Genomic DNA, 20,381 nt, shown 5'->3' on the forward strand with positions numbered 1-20,381 from the left:
GGCGCCGGGCGGGCAGCCCTTACGGGCTCCCCCACGTTTGGGAGCGGGCGAGCCCGTTATGGAACGGCGCGAACTTAACTGCCCCGGCGGCGGCGCCAACGGCCTTCGCTCCACGTTCATCCGATCGTGTGAGGATTAATGGATCGCTGACGGGAAGCGCCCGTCCGTAACCTGCCGGACCTCGTGTTCGGGAGCGGTCGTACAGTGGCTCAGGGCGCACACGGATGGTGACGTGACTCCGGGGACACCCCCCGGCCCTCCGGCACCGCGAGTAGGGAGGCACCCGAGTGAGTGAGCTGCGGTTCGTCCGTCTGGGATTCGGCGAGGAGCGGGTCGACTACCAGGAGGCCTGGCAGAAGCAGCGCGAGGTGCACGCCGCCAGGTTCGAGGACACCGTCCCCGACACCTGCCTGCTCCTCGAGCACCCGTCCGTCTACACGGCGGGGCGGCGCACGACGGAGAGCGAGCGCCCGCTCGACGGCACCCCGGTCATCGATGTCGACCGCGGCGGGAAGATCACCTGGCACGGCCCGGGACAGCTCATCGGCTACCCGATCCTCAAGCTCCCCCGCCCGGTGGACGTGGTGGCTCACGTCCGCCGCCTGGAGGACGCCCTGATCCGCACGGCCGCCGAGTTCGGCGTGGAGACCAGCCGGGTCGAGGGCCGCAGCGGTGTCTGGGTCCTCGGCGACCCGGTCGAGGACCGTCCCTCGCTGGGCGGGCTCTCCCTCGACTTCGACCCCCGGCTGCACGACGAGGAGTTCGACCCCCGGCTGAACGGCCCCGAGTACGCCCCGTCGAACGCGGGGCAGCGACGCGAGGACCGCAAGCTGGCCGCGATCGGCATCCGGGTCGCCAAGGGCGTCACCATGCACGGCTTCTCCCTGAACGTGAACCCGGACAACACCTCGTTCGACCGGATCGTGCCGTGCGGGATCCGGGACGCCGGCGTGACCTCGCTCTCCTACGAACTGGGCCGCGAGATCACGATCGACGACGTCCTCCCGGTCGCCGAGAGGCACCTGCGGGACGTCCTGGAGAACGCGGAGCTCACGCCCCGCGTCCTCGCGCCGAAGGAACCGGCCGCCTCGGCGTAGGGAATAGGCCCCGTCGGCCACAGGTTGGCCAGACGCAAGGCCGTTCTAACCACGGGCGTACCCTGGTGTTCGCCGAAGAATCCAATGCAGCGAAAGCAAAGGGGTGCCGGAGTGTCCGGTGTCGCACCCGACGGGCGCAAGATGCTGCGCCTGGAGGTCCGAAACAGCCAGACCCCCATCGAGCGCAAGCCCGAGTGGATCAAAACCCGGGCGAAGATGGGCCCCGAGTACACGAAGATGCAGGCGCTCGTGAAGGGCGAGGGTCTGCACACCGTGTGCCAGGAGGCCGGCTGTCCGAACATCTACGAGTGCTGGGAAGACCGCGAGGCGACGTTCCTGATCGGCGGTGACCAGTGCACCCGGCGCTGCGACTTCTGCCAGATCGACACGGGAAAGCCGCAGGCGCTGGACCGTGACGAGCCCCGCCGCGTGGGCGAGTCCGTCGTGACGATGGACCTGAACTACGCCACGATCACCGGCGTCGCACGCGACGACCTGGAGGACGGCGGCGCGTGGCTGTACGCGGAGACCGTGCGCCAGATCCACGCCCAGACCTCGGGGCGGGAGGGCGGCGCCACGAAGGTGGAGCTGCTCATCCCCGACTTCAACGCGGAGCCCGCGCAGCTCGCCGAGGTCTTCTCCTCGCGCCCGCAGGTGCTCGCGCACAACGTCGAGACGGTGCCGCGGATCTTCAAGCGGATCCGGCCCGGTTTCCGTTACGAGCGCTCCCTGGACGTCATCACGCGGGCCCGCGAGGCCGGTCTGGTGACGAAGTCCAACCTGATCCTGGGCATGGGCGAGACCCGCGAGGAAGTCAGCGAGGCGCTCCAGGACCTGTACGACGCGGGTTGCGAGCTCATCACGATTACGCAGTACCTCCGGCCCTCCGCACGGCACCATCCGGTCGAGCGCTGGGTGAAGCCGCACGAGTTCGTGGAGCTGAAGGACGAGGCCGACGCGATCGGTTACTCGGGCGTCATGTCCGGGCCGCTGGTGCGCTCCTCGTACCGCGCGGGACGCCTCTTCCAGCAGGCGATGGAGCGGCGCGGTGCGACCGCCGCGACCGCACCGGCCGTGTGAATCGGCGCACAAGAAGCTACTGAGCGTTGCTGCCCGCAAAGACGCGGCCCGTACGTCCCCCGCAGGCCGGGGGCCCGTATGGGCCGCGTCGGCGTGCGCGCCGCCGAAATCAGAGTTTCATTGGTGTTTGACCGACCGGTCATGCACTGGTAACACCGAGCAGTGACCCTAGGTACATACGCGGTGGCTCCGCAGCCGCCGTCGTCATTGCTTCCCGCTACTCAGTGCGCGCCGGGCGCGCGCATCCGCTCCGAGGGGGAACACCCACGATGCACGCCGCACCGGTACGAGCCAACGCCATCCCGACCGTCACCACCGCACTCCGCGCCGTCGAGTCCCTGCTGATGAGCAGCGGCCAGCGCACCGCCCGCCGCAACGCTTGGACGGCCGTCCTCGAGGACCGCCGCAGGGCGCAGGACCGGGTCGAGGCGGAGCATGTGCTGAAGGCTGTGGCCGACCACCGTTCCTAGGTCACTCCCGCGCCACGTAAACTTCCGTACATGGCGAGGAAGGCAAACACTGACGGCGCGGACAGCGCCGAGAACGCGGGGCGGCTCAAGCAGATCGCCCTGACCTACAAGATGACCAGGCGGACGGACCCCAAGGTGGGTCTTGTCGTCGCGGGTGTGGGAATCGTCACCTTCGGTGTCCTCCTCGCCATCGGTTTCCTGATCGGTCACCCGGTCTACGCGGGCATCCTGGGCTTCGTCCTGGCCTTCCTCGCGATGGCGATCATCTTCGGACGGCGTGCCGAGCGCGCGGCCTTCGGTCAGATGGAGGGACAGCCCGGCGCGGCCGCTGCGGTGCTGGACCGTGTCGGCCGTGGCTGGACCACGACCCCGGCCGTCGCGATGAACCGCAGCCAGGACGTCGTCCACCGGGCGGTCGGCAAGGCCGGCATCGTCCTGGTGGCGGAGGGCAACCCGAACCGGGTGAAGAGCCTGCTGGCGGCCGAGAAGAAGCGGATGGCCCGCATCGTCGTGGACGTACCTGTGCACGACATCATCGTCGGCGACGGCGAGGGCCAGGTGCCGCTGAAGAAGGTGCGCACCACGATGCTGAAGCTTCCGCGGGTCCTGACCGGCCCGCAGGTGACCGCCGCCAACGACCGGCTCCGGGCGATGGGCGACCTGATGAGCAACATGCCGCTGCCGAAGGGTCCGATGCCGAAGGGCATGCGGATGCCGCGCGGCGGAAAGATGCGCTGACCGAGCACGTACGCAGGAGAGCGGCCCCGGACGAGTGCATCGTCCGGGGCCGCTCTCTTCGTTCGTCTCAGATGCGGACCTGGACGGCGCGGGCCAGCCGGTCGTGGAGGCCGCGGCTGTCGCGGTCCCAGACGATGGCCGGGATCACCAGGAGGAGCAGCACGCTCCGTACGACGACCCGCACGATGCCGAGCCGTCCGCCGTCCTCGGCGATGACCCGCAGGCCCAGGATCCGCTTGCCCGGGGTGGAACCGACGGTTCCGACCGTCAGGAAGCTCATGACGAGGAACACGCCGAGCGCCCAGTTCCCGGCCGACTGCTGGTCACCACGAGCGAGCAGGCCGTATGCGATCACCATGCACACGACCCAGTCGATGAAGAGGGCCCCGAAACGGCGGCCGAGCGGGGCGATCGACCCCGGGCCTTCCTGGGGCAGACCGAGGCGCTGACCCCGGTAACCGAAGTCGGCGCCCATCTCCTCGGCCGCCGCGCGCGGCCCCGAGAGCCACGATCCGATTGCTTGCCTGTTGTCCACCCGACCACGGTACTGCGCCCGCGTTTGTATCCGGCCGGGCGGGGCACCGAACACGTCATCGAGGTGCTGCCCACGGCCGCCCTGGTTAACTTGTGCGAAACAAATGGGTCATGCTGGAGAAATCCCGTCTGCCTATGGTCGGGTCCAGCGTGTGCCACCGCACTGGCCACACAAACGAGCTGCAACCCCGCCCTTTCCCGGGTCGGGAGTAGGAGGAGTTGGATGTTCCAGAACGCCGACGAAGTCCAGAAGTACATCGCCGACAACGACGTCAAGTTCGTCGACGTCCGGTTCTGCGACCTGCCGGGTGTGATGCAGCACTTCACGATCCCGGCGGCGTCCTTCGACCCGGCCGAGGAACTGGCCTTCGACGGCTCGTCGATCCGCGGCTTCCAGGCCATCCACGAGTCGGACATGGCGCTCCGTGCGGACCTGTCCACGGCCCGTGTCGACCCGTTCCGCCGCGACAAGACGGTGAACGTCAACTTCTTCATCCACGACCCGATCACCGGCGAGCAGTACAGCCGTGACCCGCGGAACGTGGCCAAGAAGGCCGAGGCCTACCTCGCCTCGACCGGCATCGCCGACACCGCGTACTTCGGCCCCGAGGCGGAGTTCTACGTCTTCGACAACGTCCGCTTCCAGACGTCGGCGAACGAGAGCTTCTACCACATCGACTCCGAGGCCGGCGCCTGGAACACCGGTGCGGTCGAGAACAACCGCGGTTACAAGGTCCGCTACAAGGGCGGCTACTTCCCGACGCCGCCGGTCGACCACTTCGCCGACCTGCGCGCCGAGATCTCCATGGAGCTGGACAAGAACGGCCTCCAGGTCGAGCGCCAGCACCACGAGGTCGGCACCGCCGGCCAGGCCGAGATCAACTACAAGTTCAACACGCTGCTCGCCGCGGCCGACGACCTGATGCTCTTCAAGTACATCGTGAAGAACGTCGCCTGGCGCAACGGCAAGACCGCGACCTTCATGCCGAAGCCGATCTTCGGTGACAACGGCTCGGGCATGCACGTCCACCAGTCCCTGTGGTCCGGCGGCTCCCCGCTGTTCTACGACGAGCAGGGCTACGCGGGCCTCTCGGACATGGCGCGCTACTACATCGGCGGCATCCTGAAGCACGCCCCGTCGCTGCTGGCCTTCACCAACCCGACGGTGAACTCCTACCACCGTCTGGTCCCGGGCTTCGAGGCGCCGGTCAACATGGTGTACTCGCAGCGCAACCGCTCCGCCGCGATGCGCATCCCGATCACGGGCTCCAACCCGAAGGCCAAGCGCGTCGAGTTCCGCGCCCCCGACCCGTCCTCGAACCCGTACCTGGCGTTCTCGGCCCTGCTGATGGCCGGCCTGGACGGCGTCAAGAACAAGATCGAGCCCCCGGAGCCGATCGACAAGGACCTCTACGAGCTGGCCCCCGAGGAGCACGCGGGCGTCCAGCAGGTCCCGACGTCGCTCCCGGCGGTCCTCGACGCGCTCGAGGCCGACCACGAGTACCTCCAGGCCGGTGGCGTCTTCACGCCGGACCTGATCGAGACGTGGATCGACTACAAGCGCACGCACGAGATCGCCCCGATCCAGCTGCGCCCGCACCCGCACGAGTTCGAGCTGTACTTCGACCTCTAGACACGCAGCGGTTCGCAGGAACGTGAGCGAGGGCCGCCACCCCCTGGTCGGGGTGGCGGCCCTCGCTCGTCGTCATGCCGGAAGGGCCCCGGCGGCCGGAGCGCAGCAGCCACCGTCGTCGCTCCGCCCGTCGGCGGGGTCGTCGAAGAGTCCGGCGCCGCCGCACACTCCGGTCTCGGGGAGGGTGAGTTCGACGCGGTCGGCGGACCCTGTGTCGCCGGCGATGGCGGCGGTGACCGAGCGGACCTGTTCGTAGCCGGTCATGGCCAGGAAGGTCGGGGCGCGACCGTAGGACTTCATGCCGACGAGGTGGACGCCCTGTTCGGGGTGGGACAGTTCGCGGTGACCGTGCGGGTGGACGGTGCCACAGGAGTGCTGGTTCGGGTCGATGAGCGGGGCGAGCTCCACCGGTGCCTGAAGACGCTCGTCCAGGGCGAGGCGCAGCTCCGACAGGAACGACAGGTCGGGGCGCAGGCCGGTCAGGGCGATGACCTCGTCCACCGGATCGAGGCGCCGGCCGTCCTCACCGGCCAGGACGAGACGGCCGTCGTCGAGGGCCTCGACGACTTCGGTGCGGAATCCGGTGACGGCGTCGGCGTACCCGTCGTCGACGGCGGCCTTGGCGGCCAGCCCCAGGGCGCCGCGGGCGGGAAGCTGGTCGGCGCTGCCGCCGCCGAAGGTGGAGCCGCTGATGCCACGGCGCAGGATCCACACCGCGTGCGTACCGGGCGCGTCCTTCGCTACGTCGGCGAGACCGGCCAGGGCGGTGAACGCGGAGGCTCCGGAGCCGATGACAGCGGTGCGCCGGCCCGCGTACCGGGCGCGGACGGCGGGGTCCCGCAGGTCGGGGACGCGGTAGGAGATGCGGGCGGAGGCGGCGGGCTCACCCAGGGCGGGGAGTCCGTCGGCGCCGGCCGGGCCGGGGGTGGACCAGGTGCCGGACGCGTCGATCACGGCCCGGCCCAGGATCCGCTCCTCGGCGCCGTCGACGCGCGTGAGGCGGATGGTGAAGGGCTGCCGGTCCCGGTCGGCGTCGACGATCCGGTCGCGGCCGAGGCGGGAGACGCCGGTGACGGTGACGCCGTAGCGGACCTTGTCCCCCAGGACGTCGGCGAGCGGCTGGAGGTACCGCTCGGTCCAGTCCCGCCCCGTCGGACAGGTGCTCGCGTCGGGGCGGGACCACCCGCCCGGCGCGAGGAGCTTCTCGGCGGCCGGGTCGGTGAGCTCGCCCCAGGTGGAGAAGAGCCGCACGTGCGACCAGTCGCGCACAGCGGTGGCCGCGGCGGGCCCGGCCTCGAGGACCAGCGGTTCGATGCCACGCTCCACGAGGTGCGCGGCGGCCGCCAGCCCGATGGGGCCGGCCCCGATGACGACAACCGGCAGGTCAGCTGTGGTGGTCATGTCGTGATGCCCTCCAGGACGGGCGACCGCTCCCGGCCACTGTTTCGATGTCTGTCTATATACAGCCTGGCACTTTGCATCGACGAGTGTCAACATAGACGCATGTCGAATTCAGAGCGTGTGGAGCTGCCGGTCCTGGACGCGGGTGCCGCGGTGCCGTGCTGCCCGCCGATCACCGCGGGAGAGCTGTCGCAGGACGACGCGGAGCGGATGGCCGTGATGTTCAAGGCGCTGTCCGACCCGGTGCGGCTCCGCCTGTTCTCCAAGGTCGCCTCACACCCCGGCGGCGAGGCGTGCGTGTGCGACATCTCCGACGTCGGCGTCTCCCAGCCGACGGTCTCCCACCACCTGAAGAAGCTGCGCGAGGCCGGCCTGCTGACCTCGGAGCGGCGTGGGACCTGGGTCTACTACGAGGTCGCCCCGTCCGTGGTGGCGGCCATGTCGGCCATGCTCGACCTGCGGGTCTGATCGCGGGTAGTGCGTCAGGCCTCCCCGCCCGGGGTGGTGAGGCCCGCGGAGGCGAACTTCCGCCGCCAGGCCAGCGCGACGTACACGAGTCCGATCAGGACCGGGACTTCGATGAGCGGGCCGACGACACCGGAGAGTGCTTGGCCGGAGGTGACGCCGAAGGTGGCGATGGCGACGGCGATGGCCAGCTCGAAGTTGTTGCCCGCCGCGGTGAACGCGAGCGTGGTGGTGCGGTCGTACGCGAGGCCGAGGCCCTTGCCGAGGAGGAAGGTCCCGAAGAACATGATCGCGAAGTAGACCAGCAGAGGCAGCGCGATCCGCACGACGTCCAGCGGCTGCGAGGTGATGGTCCTGCCCTGCAGGGCGAAGAGGATGACGATCGTGAACAGCAGCCCGTACAGCGCCCACGGGCCGATCTTCGGCAGGAACTTCGCCTCGTAGTCGGCGCGGCCCGTCTTCTGCTCGCCGATGCGGCGGGTGAGGAAGCCGGCGAGCAGGGGGAGGCCGAGGAAGACGACGACGTTCAGCGCGATGTGCCACACGGACACATCCAGGCCCTGCCCGTCGCCGAGGCCCATCCACCGGGGCAGCAGGTCGAGGTAGAACCAGCCGAGCAGGCCGAACGCGACGACCTGGAACACGGAGTTGAGGGCGACGAGGACCGCCGCGGCCTCGCGGTCGCCGCAGGCGAGGTCGTTCCAGATGATGACCATGGCGATGCAGCGGGCGAGGCCGACGATGATCAGGCCGGTGCGGTACTCGGGCAGGTCGGGCAGGAAGATCCACGCCAGGGCGAACATGACCGCGGGGCCGACGATCCAGTTGATGACCAGCGAGGAGACCAGCAGCTTGCGGTCGCTGGTCACGCGGCCGAGCCGGTCGTAGCGGACCTTGGCGAGGACGGGGTACATCATGACCAGCAGGCCGAGCGCGATCGGCAGGGAGATCCCGCCGATCTCGATCTTCGCGAGCGTGTCGTTCAGCCCCGGGATCAGGCGGCCCAGGCCGAGACCGACGGCCATGGCGAGCAGGATCCACACCGCGAGGTAGCGGTCGAGGGTGGAGAGCTTCTTGACGATCGAGTCGTCCCCGCCGCCGACCGGGGCGGGGGAGGTGGTGGCCTCGGTGGAGGTCACGGGCAGGCCCTCTTGTTCTCGGAAGCGGTACGGGCGGAGTCGGCCAGCGCGGCGAACTGCTCGGAGAGCCCGGCCAGGACCTCGGGCTTGAGCTTGTAGTAGGTGAAGCGGCCGCAGGGCTCGGTCTCCACCACGCCTGCCTCGCGCAGGACCTTCATGTGGTTGGAGAGGTTGGTCTGCTTGGCTCCGGTCTCCTCGACCAGGTGGGTCGTGCAGAGCGTCTCGCGGGCCAGCAGGGTCACGATCCGGAGACGGAGCGGATCACCCAGCACCCGAATGAGATCAGGATCCACTGAAGTCAGCATGCACTGATACTTTCACACCACCGTTCGCTGATACCAGCAGGGGCTGAAGTCATTGGCGGCTGGTCCCGCCGTACGACAGGAGAGAACGATCACCATGGCTGATTCCTCGGGCAAGCCGTCCGTCCTGTTCGTCTGCGTCCACAACGCCGGCCGTTCCCAGATGGCGGCCGCCTGGCTGACCCACCTGGCCGGGGACCGCGTCGAGGTACGCTCCGCCGGCTCGGACCCGGGCGCCTCCGTCAACCCGGCCGCCGTCGCGGCGATGGCCGAGGCCGGCATCGACATCTCGGCCGAGACCCCGAAGGTCCTCACCGTCGACGCCGTACGCGAGTCCGACGTGTGCGTCACCATGGGCTGTGGCGACACCTGCCCCGTCTTCCCCGGCAAGCGCTACCTCGACTGGCAGCTGGAGGACCCGGCCGGCCGGGGCGTGGAAGCCGTGCGGCCGATCCGCGACGAGATCAGGGCCCTGGTCGAGGGCCTGATCGAGGAGATCGCCCCGGAGGCCACGGCCTGAGCGGGCCGGAGTGCGCTCCCCGGCCCGCCCTTTCCCTTCCGTGTCTCCGGTCAGTCCGCGAGGAGTTCACGCAGTTCGGTGACCGCCTCGCGGAGGTGGTCGGCGAAAGCGTGCATCTGGCCGGCCACCGCCTGCGGGGTGCTCAGGTAGAGGTTGAAGCGGTCCGGCAGCAGGACGTAGGCGACGCCGATACAGCGGCTGCTCGTGGAGCCGAAGCCGAAGTACTGGATGTTCTCGGACGGTGCCGAGCTCGTGCTCAGGTAGTCGTCGCGCATGGTGAGCCAGCCCGGTGAGCGGTACAGCGCGGGCTGTTCGTCCACGCCCAGTTCGTCGCCGCGGCGGCGCTGGATCAGTTCGAGCTCCCAGAGGTGCTGTTCGGGGGCCTCGCCCGCCTGGCATTCCTTCGCCCGCGTCACATGGGCTCCGGCAGCGGCCCGGAACGCGGCGCGGCGGGTGTCGCGGTCGGCCGTGGGGTCGTCCATCGCCGCGACGAAGGCGGGCATCTCGGGGGTGACCACGCGCATCGCCTCGGTGCGGCCGTGGCGGTACTGCCGGGTGGCGATCGACTCGTACGTGGCTCCCAGGTGGCCCTTGGCGCGCTGGTGGGCCAGTTGGTACGCGACCTGGACGAAGGCGTCCGGGGACACTCCGAGCGCCTTGGCCGCCGTACTGCCGAAGTCCTCGAACGACACGGTGCGGGTGGCGGTGGCGTCGCCGTACGCGGCGAACTTCTCGGCCGCGGTGCGCACCTGCGCCCGCTGGGACGCGTCCAGTTCGAAGGTCAGGGGGTGCGGGGCCGGCTCGCCCTGGGGGCGCGCCCCGGAGAGGCGGGAGTGCTCGTCCGGCGGGGTGCCGAGCAGGGCGTCGGTGAAGCTGAGGATGGTCGTCCCGTCCAGCTCGCAGTGCTCGACGTTGATGCCGGCCCGGCCGTCCGCGTAGACGACGAAGGAGACGGCCTTGTCGAACCAGCGGTTGCCCCGGTCCCCGTGCAGCAGTTCGTCGCAGGCGGCCTGGGTGTCCTCGGGCGCGAAGTCCTCCAGGCAGACGCAGAAGAGCGCGGTCTCGATGTCGTCCAGCGTGCGGGCGTTGCCGGGGTGGCCGTCGGCGAGGGACGCGCGGGTGGCCGCCCACTCGGCGCGCGCCATGGTGGTGAGGTGGCCGGCCCGGTCCTCCTCGGGCGTGTGGACGTCGGCCTTGGTGACGGCGCGCAGCCCGGCCTCGATCTCGTCGAGGCTGTGCGGCACGCCGTCGGGGCCGAGCACGTCCAGCCGGAACATGGTGCCCCGGAAGAACACGACGATGTGCCCGGCCGTGGACGGGCCGGGCGCCTGCTCGCTGTACGGGGCGCGCACCGTGTCCAGCGGCACCCCGGGGATGCGGGTCGTGGAGAAGAGGTACGTGTTCTGCACCATCGACTGCGGGACGCCGCGCTGCTCCACCGGCGCGATCAGCCCCTCGTCGAGCCGCCGCTTGTAGTGCAGGGCCCCCGCGACGAGCCCGGCCGCCCGGTCGAGCTGCCCCTGCCCGGTGTCCTGGAACAGGAAGAAGAAGTTCGCGTTGAGCGCGATCCGGTCGCGGCGGCCGAGGTAGCGGTACGGCCAGAAGGTGTCGAGCCAGCTGTGCACGCCCTCCGTGGCGTCGTACTCCTCCAGCGCCGCGTGCAGCGTCCGGCCGGGGCCGCCGGGCCGCAGGAAGGCGGCGACCTCGGCCTCCGTCGCGGCCCGCTCCTCGGCGGTCAGCAGTGGGGCGCACCAGGCGAGGAACCTCTCGCAGCTCGCCTCGAGCGTGGGCAGCGGCACGCGCGGAAGGCTTCCTTCGCGGGCGAAGGTCGCGCCGGCTGCTGCTTCCTGACTGACGTTCAATGCGGCTCTCTTCTCGGTGAGTGAGGATGGTGGGGTCTACCGGTGCTGCGGCCTGGAGAGGTGGAGCTGAGCGTAGAGCCAGCCTTCCTCCTCCAGCCCGCTCGCGTCCACACCGGCTGCGGCGAGGCTGTCCAGGACGCCCTGCCGTTCCTGCGGGCCCGCGAACCGCCGCTGCTTGAAGACCCCGTCGACCCGGGTCGTCCGGTAGCCCAGCTCCTCCAGGGCTTTCCCGACGGGGTCGAAGGGGAACATCCGCAGCACGAAGTGCGCCATCCAGGGGAGGCGGCCGTCCTGCGCGTCGACGACACGGGTCAGGGTGCGCTCGGTCACGTAGCCGATGCAGCCCGTCGAGATCACCAGGTCCGTCCCGGCGAGCAGGTCGCGCTGCGCGGGGGTGGGGTCGCCCGCCTCGAGGTCGGCGTTGACGGTGTCGTCGAGGAATCCGGCCTCGTGGGCGTAGGCCAGGGCGGCGGCGGAGGCGTCCAGGCCGGTGAAGCGCAGGGCCTGTGCGGGGCTTCGGGAGCGGGAGAGGTCACGGTCGCGCTCCAGCAGTTCGGCGCGGGTGCCGGGGCCGCTGCCGTCGTAGCGCGCGTACAGCTCGTCCATCGTGGCGTCGTACTTGAGCAGGGCGGCGTTGATCCCGTACGAGCACCCGATGTCCAGCACGCGCGGGACGGCGACCTGCTCCGTCTCCCGGTACTCCTTGACGAGCTTGTCGAAGTAGGGCTTGGCCAGTTGGGGCACGCAGTAGCCGAGCGGGCGGAGCACCTGGAAGTACGTGCGGGGGTCGGGCGCGGTGTAGATGTGGTCCAGCGAGACTTTTCCGGACGCGTCGAGACGCAAGGGGTTCTCCTCGGTGGGGCGCGTGGCAGTGCCTGAACCGTTGACCGGGACTAGTCCAGGAGTTGATCACCCCGTACGGAGCGGCCTTCCGCCGCCAGGTGTTCGGGCAGTACGCGGCCGAAGAGCTGCCTGGTGCGCGACACGCTCCCGATGACGCCGGGCCGCTCGCTGTAGGCGAAGATCGCGCTGTGGCGCGCGAGTCCGCCCCGGACCGGGCTGACCCGGTGCAGCGAGTAGCGGCCCTTGAACAGCTGAAGGTCGCCCGGGCGCAGGGGCAGGCGCTCCGGCGCGCCCTTGCCGTCCAGGACGTCCCGGACGTCGTCGAAGCGCTCGTCGGCGGCGGACCTGATGTTCGGGCAGTACTCGAACGAGCCGCCCTCCTGCGCCTCCTGGGTCAGCATGCTGACCGTGTACTCGTTGGTGTCGAAGTGCCAGGGGTGCTCCATGCCCGGCCGTACGACGTTGAGCACCAGCCCGGAGAGCGGGTCGGCGAGTTCGTACAGACGGGGCAGTCCGAAGCAGTCGGCGACGAAGCGCTGGAACGCCTCGTGGGCGTAGAGCCGGCCGATGAGGGAGCCCCCGGGGATGTGGTCGCGGGCGACGAACGCGTTGCCGCGCTCGAAGGTGCGGCGGCCTGGGTGGCCCTCGGGCAGGTCCTCGTCCACATCGATGTTGTAGACGTTGACCGTCTCGACGTCGAAGTACGCGTGCGGGGCGAGGGCGGCGCACTCCTGTCGCAGGACCTCCTGGAGCGGAGGGCGGACGAAGTCGGGCAGTACGGTGCAGCCGGCCTCGGCCAGTTCGCGCCTCGCCCGCGCCACCACGGCGCGGGCCTGTGGACTCCCGGGCTCCGACAGGGGGTAGTGGTCCGTGTCGACCACCTGGTCGAGCGTGATGGCTTGCAGAGTGCTCATTCGACCCTCTCACGCGTGCACGTCGGTAACACAACTGACGAGTAACAGAGTTGAAGTTCCCACAGCACCGCTGTGTTGTCTGTGACACGTCACACTTCCGGAGAGAGTGTGCGGTGGCCAGAGGCCCTTTCCGGCCGCGACCGGTGGTTCGGGTCAGTCGAGGTCGATGACGGGGCGCGCGTTGAAGTCGGCGAACATGTCCTCGCCCTCGGGCCCGTCGAGGAAGGCGGCGGTGGCCGGATTGCGGTTGGCGGTGGCGAGCGGCAGCCATTCGAGCAGCGAGCCGTAGCCACCGCAGACCGCCTCTCCCCCGTCGCCTCCGTATACGGAGCCGGGGTCCGAGGTCATCTCGGCGGTGTCGTAGACGTCGAAGGCGATGTGAAGACCGAAAGCGTTCGGCAGGCGGTGCGGGCCGCCGCCGGCGCCGTAAGGGGAAACGTCCGGCGGGTAGCCGTCGCCCCAGCGGAAGAGTGTGCGGGCGCCGGCGCCGCAGGCGTGCTCCCACTCGTCGGGGCGGGGCAGCCGCAGGCCCTCCCCGGCGAGCAGCTCGGGGACCAGCGCGGGGAGTTCGGGCAGCTTCCTGGGCTCGACCGCCATCAGCACCGTGGGCAGGGTGACCGTGCGCGGCGGGGTCATCACCTGCGCGAGCCGCTCGCGCGGGTCCGCCTCGAAGCCGAAGCCGCCCGCGAGGCTCTCCTCCCGGTAGGAGACGAGCTGTTCGGGAAGCGGCTGCCAGGCGTCCACGTCGAAGCCGACGGCCACCTCACCGCCGGGCACCAGGGCGTACAGCTCACCGGCCCGCTCGATCACGGCGCGGTGCCGGCCGCCGCCCGGGTGCGCGGAGCTGTCCAGCCGGATGAGCCGCCCGCCGGCCCGGCGGGCGGCCTCGTCCGCGTACCGCGTGGCGGTGGTCGTGTCCAGGGCGCGCCAGCGGGCGAAGGTCAGGTCGGCGGGAGACATGGCGTGCAGTCTCGCACCGGTCCCGCGCGGCTGAGGAACCGCCGCCTGGGCCCCCGGCTCCTGCGGGGGCCCAGGCGGGCCGGGTCAGCGGCCGTAGCGGATCAGGGCACGGACCATGCGGCAGGTGGTGTCGGACGGGGGGTGGATGGCGAGACGGTCCGCGGTCGCGCGGATGCGGGCGTTGTCGGCGCTCGACGGCTGGTACACCCCGGTGTCGAGCAGGGCTATCGCCAGGCGCATGGCCTTCAGGCGGCGGTTGTGGGAGACATACCACTCGCGGGGCCGGCCCGCGGGGAGCGGCTTCTTCCGCAGCGGCTTGTGGAGCGGCTGGGTCGTGACTGTGGCAACGGCCATCGGCAACCTCCTGGCACGGTGGTGGAACCCTCACGAACTACCTTCATTCTACTGCCCACCACTGACAATCGCCCCTGGCCAGAGGGGTTTTCGCGGATCCCTCCCGTACCCTGGGCCCCATGGAGATCTGGATCAATCCCGCCTGTTCCAAGTGCCGCAGCGCGGTGAGCCTGCTCGACGCGGAGGGTGCCGATTACACGGTCCGCCGCTACCTGGAGGACGTGCCCTCGCCCGAGGAGATCCGGGCCGTGCTCGACCGTCTCCAACTGGAGCCGTGGGACATCACCCGGACCCAGGAGGCGGAGGCGAAGGAGCTCGGGGTCAAGGAGTGGCCGAGGGAGGCCGGTTCGCGCGAGCGGTGGATCGCGGCGCTGGCCGGGCACCCGAAGCTGATCCAGCGTCCGATCATCACCGCGCAGGACGGTTCGGCCGTGGTGGCGCGGACGGACGAGGCGGTACGGGACGCGATGGGGCGCTGAGGAACACCTCGATGTGGCGGCTGATCCCGGCCGTCCCGGAGGCGCCCAGCGGCATGGAGTGGTGGGTGGCTCCCCCGGCCGTCACCGTCCTGGCGGGCGGGGGCAGCCGGCCGGCCTCCGCGACGCGCCCCGCGTCGTGGGCGCGGCTGTCCTCGGCGAGCACGAAGAGCGTCTCCACGTCCAGGCCCCGCAGCTCCTCGGGGCTCTTCCTCTTCCTGCGCCCGATCAGGAGAAGCCCGCCGAACACGATCACCAAGATCAGGAGGACGAGGACGCCCAGAACGGTGGCCGCCCCGTCCGAAACCGGCCGTCCGGGCCTGCTCCAGGGACGTGACGAGCGGATCAGGCCCGCCCCACAGCCTCCTCCGCCTGCGCGAGCACCTCGGTGAGGCGCAGCCCGAACCGCACGTCGCAGGGGTGCGCCACCCCCGTACGCGCCGCGTCGGCCAGCGCGTCCACGGCCGCGCCGAACGCGCCGAGCGCGTCGCCGCCTCCCGCCGGCAGGGCGGACACGCCCCGTTCGCCCCGGAATTCGACCTCGGTGCCGGCCGCGCCCTCCGGGGCGCCCAGGGCGAGCGTCACCGTGCTCGACGCGCCGGAGGTGTGGCGCAGCAGCAGATGGGTGGCGTCGGCCGGGCCGCGGGCCGCGACCACCTCCGTCACATCACCCAGGACCGGGATCAAGACCGAGAGCGCGTGCGGGCCCACGTCCCAGAGGCCGCCCTTCTCGCGGCGCCAGGGCGAGGCGCCGAACTCGCTGCTCGCACCCGGGGCGAACAGCGCGCCCATCCACAGGGCGCGTGCCGTGAACCAGCCGCCAGCCGCGGCCTGCTCGGCGATCCACCCGGCCGTGCCCTCGGCGAACCGCAGGGTGCAGAAGACCACGGAGGCGACCCGGGCCCGCTCGGCGGCGTCGGCGACCGCGCGTGCGCCCGCCACGGTGGTGGCGACCGGCTTGTCCAGCAGGAGGTGGCATCCGGCCTCGGCGGCGCGCGCGGCCAGGGGTGCCTGGACGTCGGGCGGCACGGCGAACGCCACCGCGTCGCTCGCGGCCAGGAGCGCGTCGATGCCCGCCTCGCCGGTGTACGCCTCGGTGCCGTGGGCGGCGGCGAGCGTCTCCGCCGCTTCGGGGCGGCGGCCCCATACGCCACTCAGCACGGCTGCGGGGTGGGCGGCGAGGGCGGGGGCGTGGGTGAGGCGGGCCCAGGGGCCCGCCCCGACGAGGCCGACGCGCAGCGGCGCTGCGGAATCCGGGTGAGTGGTCATGCCGCCAGTCTGCCCGGCCGGGGCGCCGGCGCGGAACGTATCCAGTGCGCCGCTGGGTGAGACGGCGTCGGGCGGCAGGGACCTGCCGTCGGGCGCCTTCGCGAAACCTCGGTAACACGGGGTTCACATTCGGGCAACGGTCGGGAAATCGCGCCTTGCGAAGCTGCGCACCATAGACCGCAGCACCCGCAAAGGATGGCGTCCGTGACGTTCAAGGCTGAGTACATCTGGATCGACGGCACCGAGCCGACCGCCAAGCTTCGTTCCAAGACGAAGATCATGGCCGGAAGCCCTTCGAAGGCCGTGGCGGATCTGCCCATCTGGGGCTTCGACGGTTCGAGCACCAACCAGGCCGAGGGCCACGCCTCCGACCGGGTCCTGAAGCCGGTCTTCACGTGTCCGGACCCGATCCGCGGCGGTGACGACATCCTCGTCCTGTGCGAGGTCTTCCACATCGACATGACTCCGCACGAGTCCAACACCCGCGCCTCGCTGCGTCCGGTCGCCGAGCAGTTCGCGGGCCAGGAGCCGATCTTCGGCATCGAGCAGGAGTACACCTTCTTCGACGGACACCGTCCGCTCGGCTTCCCCGAGGGCGGCTTCCCGGCCGCGCAGGGCGGCTACTACTGCGGTGTGGGCTCCGACGAGATCTTCGGCCGCGAGATCGTCGAGAAGCACCTGGACAACTGTCTGAAGGCGGGCCTCGCGATCTCCGGCATCAACGCCGAGGTCATGCCCGGCCAGTGGGAGTTCCAGGTCGGCCCGGTCTCGCCGCTGGAGGTCTCCGACCACCTGTGGATCGCCCGCTGGCTGCTCTACCGCACCGCCGAGGACTTCAACGTCTCCGCGACCCTGGACCCGAAGCCGGTCAAGGGCGACTGGAACGGCGCGGGCGCGCACACCAACTTCTCCACGAAGGCGATGCGCGAGGGCTACGAGGCGATCATCACCGCGGCCGAGTCGCTCGGTGAGGGCTCGAAGCCGATGGACCACGTCAAGAACTACGGTGCGGGCATCGACGACCGCCTGACCGGCCTGCACGAGACCGCCCCGTGGAACGAGTACAGCTACGGCGTCTCCGACCGCGGCGCCTCGGTCCGTATCCCGTGGCAGGTCGAGCAGGACCAGAAGGGCTACATCGAGGACCGTCGCCCGAACGCCAACGTCGACCCGTACGTGGTCACGCGGCTGATCGTCGACACCTGCTGCACCGCGCTGGAGAAGGCCGGCCAGGTCTGATCCGTCACCGGCCCGGCACGAAGGGGCGTCCGCTCGCGGGCGCCCCTTCGGCGTGCCCGGCCGGTGCGGGAGGGGCGCGTGAGGAACGTGACACGGCGGCCCGTATCGACGGGTGAGAGGACTCTCCTGCGCGGCCGCAATCTCTGCTTCAATGGGGACATGGCCAGCTTCCAGCACACCGCGTCGGGTCGCAGCGACCTCGAGCCGTTCTGGCCCTCTCGTCAGCACCATGACTTCGACCGGGTGTGTTGCCGCGCGTGGAACGCGCAGGCCCTCTAAAGCCGCATCACTCCGGCCTTCGGCCCGCGCGCACGACGTACGTCCTGGACGACTCCTCGCGCGAAAGAGCTGACCCTCATGGCGAACACCCGTACCTTCTCCACCGCTTCCGCCGCCACCGCGGCGTCCGCGGTGCCCGCTGCGGCCACCACCAACGCCCGCAACACCCTCTCCCCCAACCGCCACCGGCTGCGTGCCGTCGACCGTGACGAGGTCGTCGAGCTCTCGGACGTCGCCGGCTTCCTGCCGCCGGGTGCCACCTGGCTGCCCGCACCCCAGCACACGCTGCCGGCCCTGCCGGGCCGGCCTCCGATGGTCGGCTACCTGGTGCTCGTGCCCGCCGACCAGCAGCCCGCTCTGGCCGGGGCCGTGGCCTCCGCCCGGAACCGGGAGTTCGTCCCGGAGCAGCCGGCGGTGACCGACGTCCCGGCCGGCGGCCCCGTGCGGATCGACTCGACGCGGCGCACCGCCGCCGTGGACGGTGTCACCCTCGATCTCACGTACCTCGAGTTCGAGCTGCTGGCGCACCTGGTGGCGCACCCGCACCGGGTGCACACCCGGGACCAGCTGGTGACGACGGTCTGGGGTTACGGGCATGTGGGCGACGGGCGCACCGTCGACGTCCACGTGGCCCGGCTGCGCCGCAAGCTGGGCGCCGAGCACCGCCGTTCGATCCAGACCGTGCGGCGCGTGGGCTACAAGTACACGCCCTGATCGCACACCGCTCGTAGCGGAGGCCCCGGGTTCTTCCCCGGGGCCTCCCGCCGTTCCGATGGTGGTGCCAGGTACACCCCGGCCGGGTGTCGGGACGGCTGACGGTGCCCCTTGTGTACAGGCGAGACTGGGTGCGGAACGGGATCCGATGTGGACCCGGCGAGGGGAGACACCACCATGAAGTCGGCACAGAGCCGGGTACGGACCGCGATGCTCACCGGAGGGCGGGCGTTCGTCCTCTCGTTCGCGAGCATCGCGGGCTCCGTCACCCTCTTCGTCCTGTCGGTCCTCTCGATCACCTTCGTCCTGCTCGGGGTGGGGCTGGTCACCACGCCGTGGGTCATGGAAGCCGTGCGCAAGCACGCCAACCAGCGCCGGCTGCTCGCGGCGAGCTGGTCGGACATCCGCATCCCGGTCCCCTACCGGCCCTTCCCGAAGGACGTGCGCTCCGGATTCACCGGGCAGGTCGAGCGCACCACTCTGCTGCTGAAGGACCCCGCCACCTGGCGGGATCTCCGGTGGCTGCTGATCGACATGACGGCGGGGTACGTCCTGCTGGTCCTCACCTTCGGCCTGCTGGTCTGGCCGCTGGAGGGGCTCGTCCTGGCGGCGGGACTGTGGCGGGTGTTCGAGGACAGCACGTACTGGTACGGGTTCGTGCCGGTGGACAGCCAGATGACGGGCCTGGCCGCCGCGGCGCTCGGCATCGTGATCTTCCATGTCGGGTTGTTCGCGAGCAAGCCCCTGCTGCGCCTGCACTTCGTGCTCGCCCGGTCGGCGCTCTCGCCCACCCCGGAGGAGCTCGCGCAGCGCATCGACCGGCTCACCGAGACCCGGCACGAGGCCGTGGACACGGCGGCGTCCGAGCTGCGGCGCATCGAGCGGGATCTGCACGACGGGGCGCAGGCCCGGCTGGTCGCCATGGGCATGAACCTCGGCACCATCGAGGCTCTCATCGAGAAGGACCCGGCGGAGGCGAAGAAGCTGCTGGCGATGGCCCGCACGTCCTCCGCGGAGGCCCTGACCGAGCTGCGTGATCTCGTACGGGGCATCCACCCGCCGGTGCTCGCCGAACGCGGGCTCGGGGACGCCGTGAAGGCGCTGGCCCTGCGGCTGCCGATCGCGTCGGAGGTGACCGTGGAGCTCGGCGGCCGGGCCGAGGCGCCGGTCGAGTCGGCGGTGTACTTCGCGGTGAGCGAGATCCTGACGAACGCGGTGAAGCACTCCGGAGCCGACCGCGTCTGGGTGGACATGCACCACTCCGAGGGCATGCTGCGGATCTCCGTCACGGACAACGGCAAGGGCGGTGCGACCGTCGGAACGGGCTCGGGACTGAGCGGAGTCGAACGCCGGCTGGGTACATTCGACGGCATCCTGGCCGTCAGCAGTCCTGCGGGCGGTCCCACCATGGTGACCATGGAGATCCCTTGCGCGTTGTCCTAGCCGAAGATCTCTTCCTGCTCCGCGACGGCCTCGTGCGCATGCTGGAAGCCTACGATTTCGAGATCGCGGCGGCAGTCGAGACCGGGCCCGAACTGACCAAGGCACTCGCCGAGTTGGAGCCGGACGTCGCCGTCGTCGACGTCCGGCTCCCGCCGTCCCACACGGACGAGGGCCTCCAGTGCGCGCTGGCCGCCCGCCGCCGCAGACCCGGCCTGCCGGTGCTCGTCCTGTCACAGCACGTGGAGCAGCTGTACGCCCGGGAGCTGCTGGCCGACGGCAACGGCGGCATCGGCTATCTGCTGAAGGACCGGGTGTTCGACGCCGACCAGTTCATCGACGCCGTGCGCCGGGTCGCCGCGGGGGGTACGGCGATGGATCCGCAGGTCATCTCGCAGCTGCTGTCGCGGCGTTCGGCGGACGAGCCGATGGGCGGCCTGACGCCCCGGGAGCGTGAGGTCATGGAGCTGATGGCGCAGGGCCGTTCGAACGTGGCGATCGCCTCGCAGCTGGTGGTCACGGAGCGGGCGGTGGCCAAGCACACCTCGAACATCTTCGGCAAGCTCGGCCTGCCCGTCTCGGACGACGACAACCGGCGCGTGCTCGCGGTCCTGGCCTACCTCGACCGGGGCTGACCGCCCGGCCGGCGCCG

At 70.7% G+C, this 20,381-nt stretch carries 23 protein-coding genes; 12 read left to right on the forward strand and 11 right to left on the reverse strand.

Translation table 11 applies throughout. The annotated features are described in order from the left end of the window. The first annotated feature begins 287 nt into the window (after nt 1-287). The 4 genes from lipB to ACIQM3_RS23275 all read left to right on the forward strand — a co-directional run bounded on the left by lipB (nt 288) and on the right by ACIQM3_RS23275 (nt 3,385). Complete coding sequence (gene lipB / locus ACIQM3_RS23260) at nt 288-1,097, forward strand: lipoyl(octanoyl) transferase LipB (RefSeq protein WP_401627161.1); 810 nt, start codon at nt 288-290, stop codon at nt 1,095-1,097. 111 nt (nt 1,098-1,208) lie between these two features. Further along, entirely contained in the window at nt 1,209-2,177 is a 969-nt protein-coding gene (gene lipA, locus ACIQM3_RS23265; RefSeq protein WP_401627163.1) for a lipoyl synthase, read from the forward strand. Nucleotides 2,178-2,446: 269 nt separating this feature from the next. Beyond that, nucleotides 2,447-2,647, forward strand: a complete 201-nt coding sequence (locus ACIQM3_RS23270; RefSeq protein WP_099176328.1) for a hypothetical protein — start codon at nt 2,447-2,449, stop codon at nt 2,645-2,647. Nucleotides 2,648-2,677: 30 nt separating this feature from the next. Further along, entirely contained in the window at nt 2,678-3,385 is a 708-nt protein-coding gene (locus ACIQM3_RS23275; RefSeq protein WP_401627165.1) for a DUF4191 domain-containing protein, read from the forward strand. Nucleotides 3,386-3,452: 67 nt separating this feature from the next. On the opposite strand, the gene ACIQM3_RS23280 is transcribed toward ACIQM3_RS23275, so the two are convergent. Next, nucleotides 3,453-3,920 carry an RDD family protein gene (locus tag ACIQM3_RS23280; protein WP_401627167.1) on the reverse strand — a complete coding sequence of 156 codons (468 nt, stop codon included), beginning with the start codon at nt 3,918-3,920 and terminating at the stop codon, nt 3,453-3,455. Nucleotides 3,921-4,142: 222 nt separating this feature from the next. Between ACIQM3_RS23280 and glnA the strand changes: the two genes are divergently transcribed. Continuing rightward, nucleotides 4,143-5,552 carry a type I glutamate--ammonia ligase gene (gene glnA, locus ACIQM3_RS23285; protein ID WP_104784933.1) on the forward strand — a complete coding sequence of 470 codons (1,410 nt, stop codon included), beginning with the start codon at nt 4,143-4,145 and terminating at the stop codon, nt 5,550-5,552. Nucleotides 5,553-5,624: 72 nt separating this feature from the next. Here the strand turns inward: glnA and ACIQM3_RS23290 are convergent, their stop codons facing one another. Then, nucleotides 5,625-6,953, reverse strand: a complete 1,329-nt coding sequence (locus ACIQM3_RS23290) for an NAD(P)-binding protein (RefSeq protein WP_401627169.1) — start codon at nt 6,951-6,953, stop codon at nt 5,625-5,627. A 102-nt stretch (nt 6,954-7,055) separates the two neighbouring features. Here ACIQM3_RS23290 and ACIQM3_RS23295 point away from each other — a divergent pair, with 102 nt between their 5' ends. After that, nucleotides 7,056-7,421: an ArsR/SmtB family transcription factor gene (locus ACIQM3_RS23295; RefSeq protein ID WP_401627171.1), complete on the forward strand. Its 366-nt coding sequence runs from the start codon at nt 7,056-7,058 to the stop codon at nt 7,419-7,421. A 14-nt stretch (nt 7,422-7,435) separates the two neighbouring features. Here ACIQM3_RS23295 and arsB read toward each other — a convergent pair whose 3' ends face one another. Both arsB and ACIQM3_RS23305 read right to left on the reverse strand, forming a co-directional pair. Further along, nucleotides 7,436-8,557, reverse strand: coding sequence for an ACR3 family arsenite efflux transporter (gene arsB / locus ACIQM3_RS23300; RefSeq protein WP_401627173.1), 1,122 nt, complete (start codon nt 8,555-8,557; stop codon nt 7,436-7,438). After that, entirely contained in the window at nt 8,554-8,862 is a 309-nt protein-coding gene (locus tag ACIQM3_RS23305; RefSeq protein WP_104784940.1) for a helix-turn-helix transcriptional regulator, read from the reverse strand. Before ACIQM3_RS23305 ends, arsB begins: the two co-directional genes overlap by 4 nt. Nucleotides 8,863-8,956: 94 nt before the next feature. Between ACIQM3_RS23305 and ACIQM3_RS23310 the strand changes: the two genes are divergently transcribed. Then, nucleotides 8,957-9,379, forward strand: coding sequence for an arsenate reductase ArsC (locus ACIQM3_RS23310; protein ID WP_401627175.1), 423 nt, complete (start codon nt 8,957-8,959; stop codon nt 9,377-9,379). 50 nt (nt 9,380-9,429) lie between these two features. Here the strand turns inward: ACIQM3_RS23310 and ACIQM3_RS23315 are convergent, their stop codons facing one another. The 5 genes from ACIQM3_RS23315 to ACIQM3_RS23335 all read right to left on the reverse strand — a co-directional run bounded on the left by ACIQM3_RS23315 (nt 9,430) and on the right by ACIQM3_RS23335 (nt 14,312). Then, complete coding sequence (locus ACIQM3_RS23315) at nt 9,430-11,178, reverse strand: choline/carnitine O-acyltransferase (protein WP_401627177.1); 1,749 nt, start codon at nt 11,176-11,178, stop codon at nt 9,430-9,432. Between the two features lie 99 nt (nt 11,179-11,277). Beyond that, nucleotides 11,278-12,084, reverse strand: coding sequence for a class I SAM-dependent methyltransferase (locus tag ACIQM3_RS23320; protein WP_401627178.1), 807 nt, complete (start codon nt 12,082-12,084; stop codon nt 11,278-11,280). A 50-nt stretch (nt 12,085-12,134) separates the two neighbouring features. Continuing rightward, on the reverse strand, nt 12,135-12,998 hold the full coding sequence (locus tag ACIQM3_RS23325) for an arpA protein (protein ID WP_401627179.1): 864 nt from the start codon (nt 12,996-12,998) through the stop codon (nt 12,135-12,137). A 153-nt stretch (nt 12,999-13,151) separates the two neighbouring features. After that, complete coding sequence (locus ACIQM3_RS23330) at nt 13,152-13,958, reverse strand: hypothetical protein (protein WP_401627181.1); 807 nt, start codon at nt 13,956-13,958, stop codon at nt 13,152-13,154. A gap of 84 nt (nt 13,959-14,042) precedes the next feature. Next, on the reverse strand, nt 14,043-14,312 hold the full coding sequence (locus ACIQM3_RS23335) for a hypothetical protein (RefSeq protein ID WP_362933898.1): 270 nt from the start codon (nt 14,310-14,312) through the stop codon (nt 14,043-14,045). Between the two features lie 119 nt (nt 14,313-14,431). Between ACIQM3_RS23335 and ACIQM3_RS23340 the strand changes: the two genes are divergently transcribed. Next, nucleotides 14,432-14,791 (forward strand): ArsC/Spx/MgsR family protein, encoded by a 360-nt coding sequence (locus ACIQM3_RS23340; protein ID WP_401627182.1) that lies wholly within the window; start codon nt 14,432-14,434, stop codon nt 14,789-14,791. Here the strand turns inward: ACIQM3_RS23340 and ACIQM3_RS23345 are convergent. Together ACIQM3_RS23345 and ACIQM3_RS23350 are read right to left on the reverse strand one after the other, a co-directional pair. Further along, a complete protein-coding gene (locus ACIQM3_RS23345) occupies nt 14,721-15,038 on the reverse strand; it encodes a hypothetical protein (RefSeq protein ID WP_401627184.1) in 318 nt (105 codons plus the stop codon). The two genes, ACIQM3_RS23340 and ACIQM3_RS23345, sit on opposite strands and share 71 nt — an antisense overlap. A gap of 95 nt (nt 15,039-15,133) precedes the next feature. Continuing rightward, nucleotides 15,134-16,057, reverse strand: a complete 924-nt coding sequence (locus ACIQM3_RS23350; RefSeq protein ID WP_401627186.1) for a Gfo/Idh/MocA family protein — start codon at nt 16,055-16,057, stop codon at nt 15,134-15,136. A gap of 204 nt (nt 16,058-16,261) precedes the next feature. On the opposite strand from ACIQM3_RS23350, the gene glnII reads away from it, so the two are divergent. The 4 genes from glnII to ACIQM3_RS23370 all read left to right on the forward strand — a co-directional run bounded on the left by glnII (nt 16,262) and on the right by ACIQM3_RS23370 (nt 20,364). Further along, nucleotides 16,262-17,296: a glutamine synthetase gene (gene glnII, locus ACIQM3_RS23355; RefSeq protein WP_401627187.1), complete on the forward strand. Its 1,035-nt coding sequence runs from the start codon at nt 16,262-16,264 to the stop codon at nt 17,294-17,296. A gap of 357 nt (nt 17,297-17,653) precedes the next feature. Then, nucleotides 17,654-18,289, forward strand: a complete 636-nt coding sequence (locus ACIQM3_RS23360; protein WP_401627189.1) for a winged helix-turn-helix domain-containing protein — start codon at nt 17,654-17,656, stop codon at nt 18,287-18,289. Between the two features lie 177 nt (nt 18,290-18,466). Then, the gene (locus ACIQM3_RS23365) at nt 18,467-19,732 is read left to right on the forward strand and encodes a sensor histidine kinase (RefSeq protein ID WP_401627190.1); all 1,266 of its coding nucleotides are present in this window, start codon (nt 18,467-18,469) and stop codon (nt 19,730-19,732) included. Next, nucleotides 19,717-20,364 carry a LuxR C-terminal-related transcriptional regulator gene (locus ACIQM3_RS23370; RefSeq protein ID WP_401627192.1) on the forward strand — a complete coding sequence of 216 codons (648 nt, stop codon included), beginning with the start codon at nt 19,717-19,719 and terminating at the stop codon, nt 20,362-20,364. Before ACIQM3_RS23365 ends, ACIQM3_RS23370 begins: the two co-directional genes overlap by 16 nt. Nucleotides 20,365-20,381 lie beyond the last annotated feature (17 nt).

The organism is Streptomyces sp. NPDC091271 (assembly GCF_044757505.1).
In the GTDB taxonomy this organism is placed as follows: Bacteria; Actinomycetota; Actinomycetes; order Streptomycetales; family Streptomycetaceae; genus Streptomyces.

Bases quoted from the DNA above. Each gene is read 5' to 3' on its own strand.
- ACIQM3_RS23275 (WP_401627165.1), top strand. From the start codon at position 2,678: ATGGCGAGGAAGGCAAACACTGACGGCGCGGACAGCGCCGAGAACGCG.
- ACIQM3_RS23325 (WP_401627179.1), bottom strand. From the start codon at position 12,998: ATGAGCACTCTGCAAGCCATCACGCTCGACCAGGTGGTCGACACGGAC.
- ACIQM3_RS23305 (WP_104784940.1), bottom strand. From the start codon at position 8,862: ATGCTGACTTCAGTGGATCCTGATCTCATTCGGGTGCTGGGTGATCCG.
- ACIQM3_RS23270 (WP_099176328.1), top strand. From the start codon at position 2,447: ATGCACGCCGCACCGGTACGAGCCAACGCCATCCCGACCGTCACCACC.
- ACIQM3_RS23360 (WP_401627189.1), top strand. From the start codon at position 17,654: ATGGCGAACACCCGTACCTTCTCCACCGCTTCCGCCGCCACCGCGGCG.
- ACIQM3_RS23340 (WP_401627182.1), top strand. From the start codon at position 14,432: ATGGAGATCTGGATCAATCCCGCCTGTTCCAAGTGCCGCAGCGCGGTG.
- ACIQM3_RS23295 (WP_401627171.1), top strand. From the start codon at position 7,056: ATGTCGAATTCAGAGCGTGTGGAGCTGCCGGTCCTGGACGCGGGTGCC.
- ACIQM3_RS23330 (WP_401627181.1), bottom strand. From the start codon at position 13,958: ATGTCTCCCGCCGACCTGACCTTCGCCCGCTGGCGCGCCCTGGACACG.
- glnA (WP_104784933.1), top strand. From the start codon at position 4,143: ATGTTCCAGAACGCCGACGAAGTCCAGAAGTACATCGCCGACAACGAC.
- ACIQM3_RS23310 (WP_401627175.1), top strand. From the start codon at position 8,957: ATGGCTGATTCCTCGGGCAAGCCGTCCGTCCTGTTCGTCTGCGTCCAC.
- ACIQM3_RS23290 (WP_401627169.1), bottom strand. From the start codon at position 6,953: ATGACCACCACAGCTGACCTGCCGGTTGTCGTCATCGGGGCCGGCCCC.
- ACIQM3_RS23365 (WP_401627190.1), top strand. From the start codon at position 18,467: ATGAAGTCGGCACAGAGCCGGGTACGGACCGCGATGCTCACCGGAGGG.
- ACIQM3_RS23335 (WP_362933898.1), bottom strand. From the start codon at position 14,312: ATGGCCGTTGCCACAGTCACGACCCAGCCGCTCCACAAGCCGCTGCGG.
- ACIQM3_RS23350 (WP_401627186.1), bottom strand. From the start codon at position 16,057: ATGACCACTCACCCGGATTCCGCAGCGCCGCTGCGCGTCGGCCTCGTC.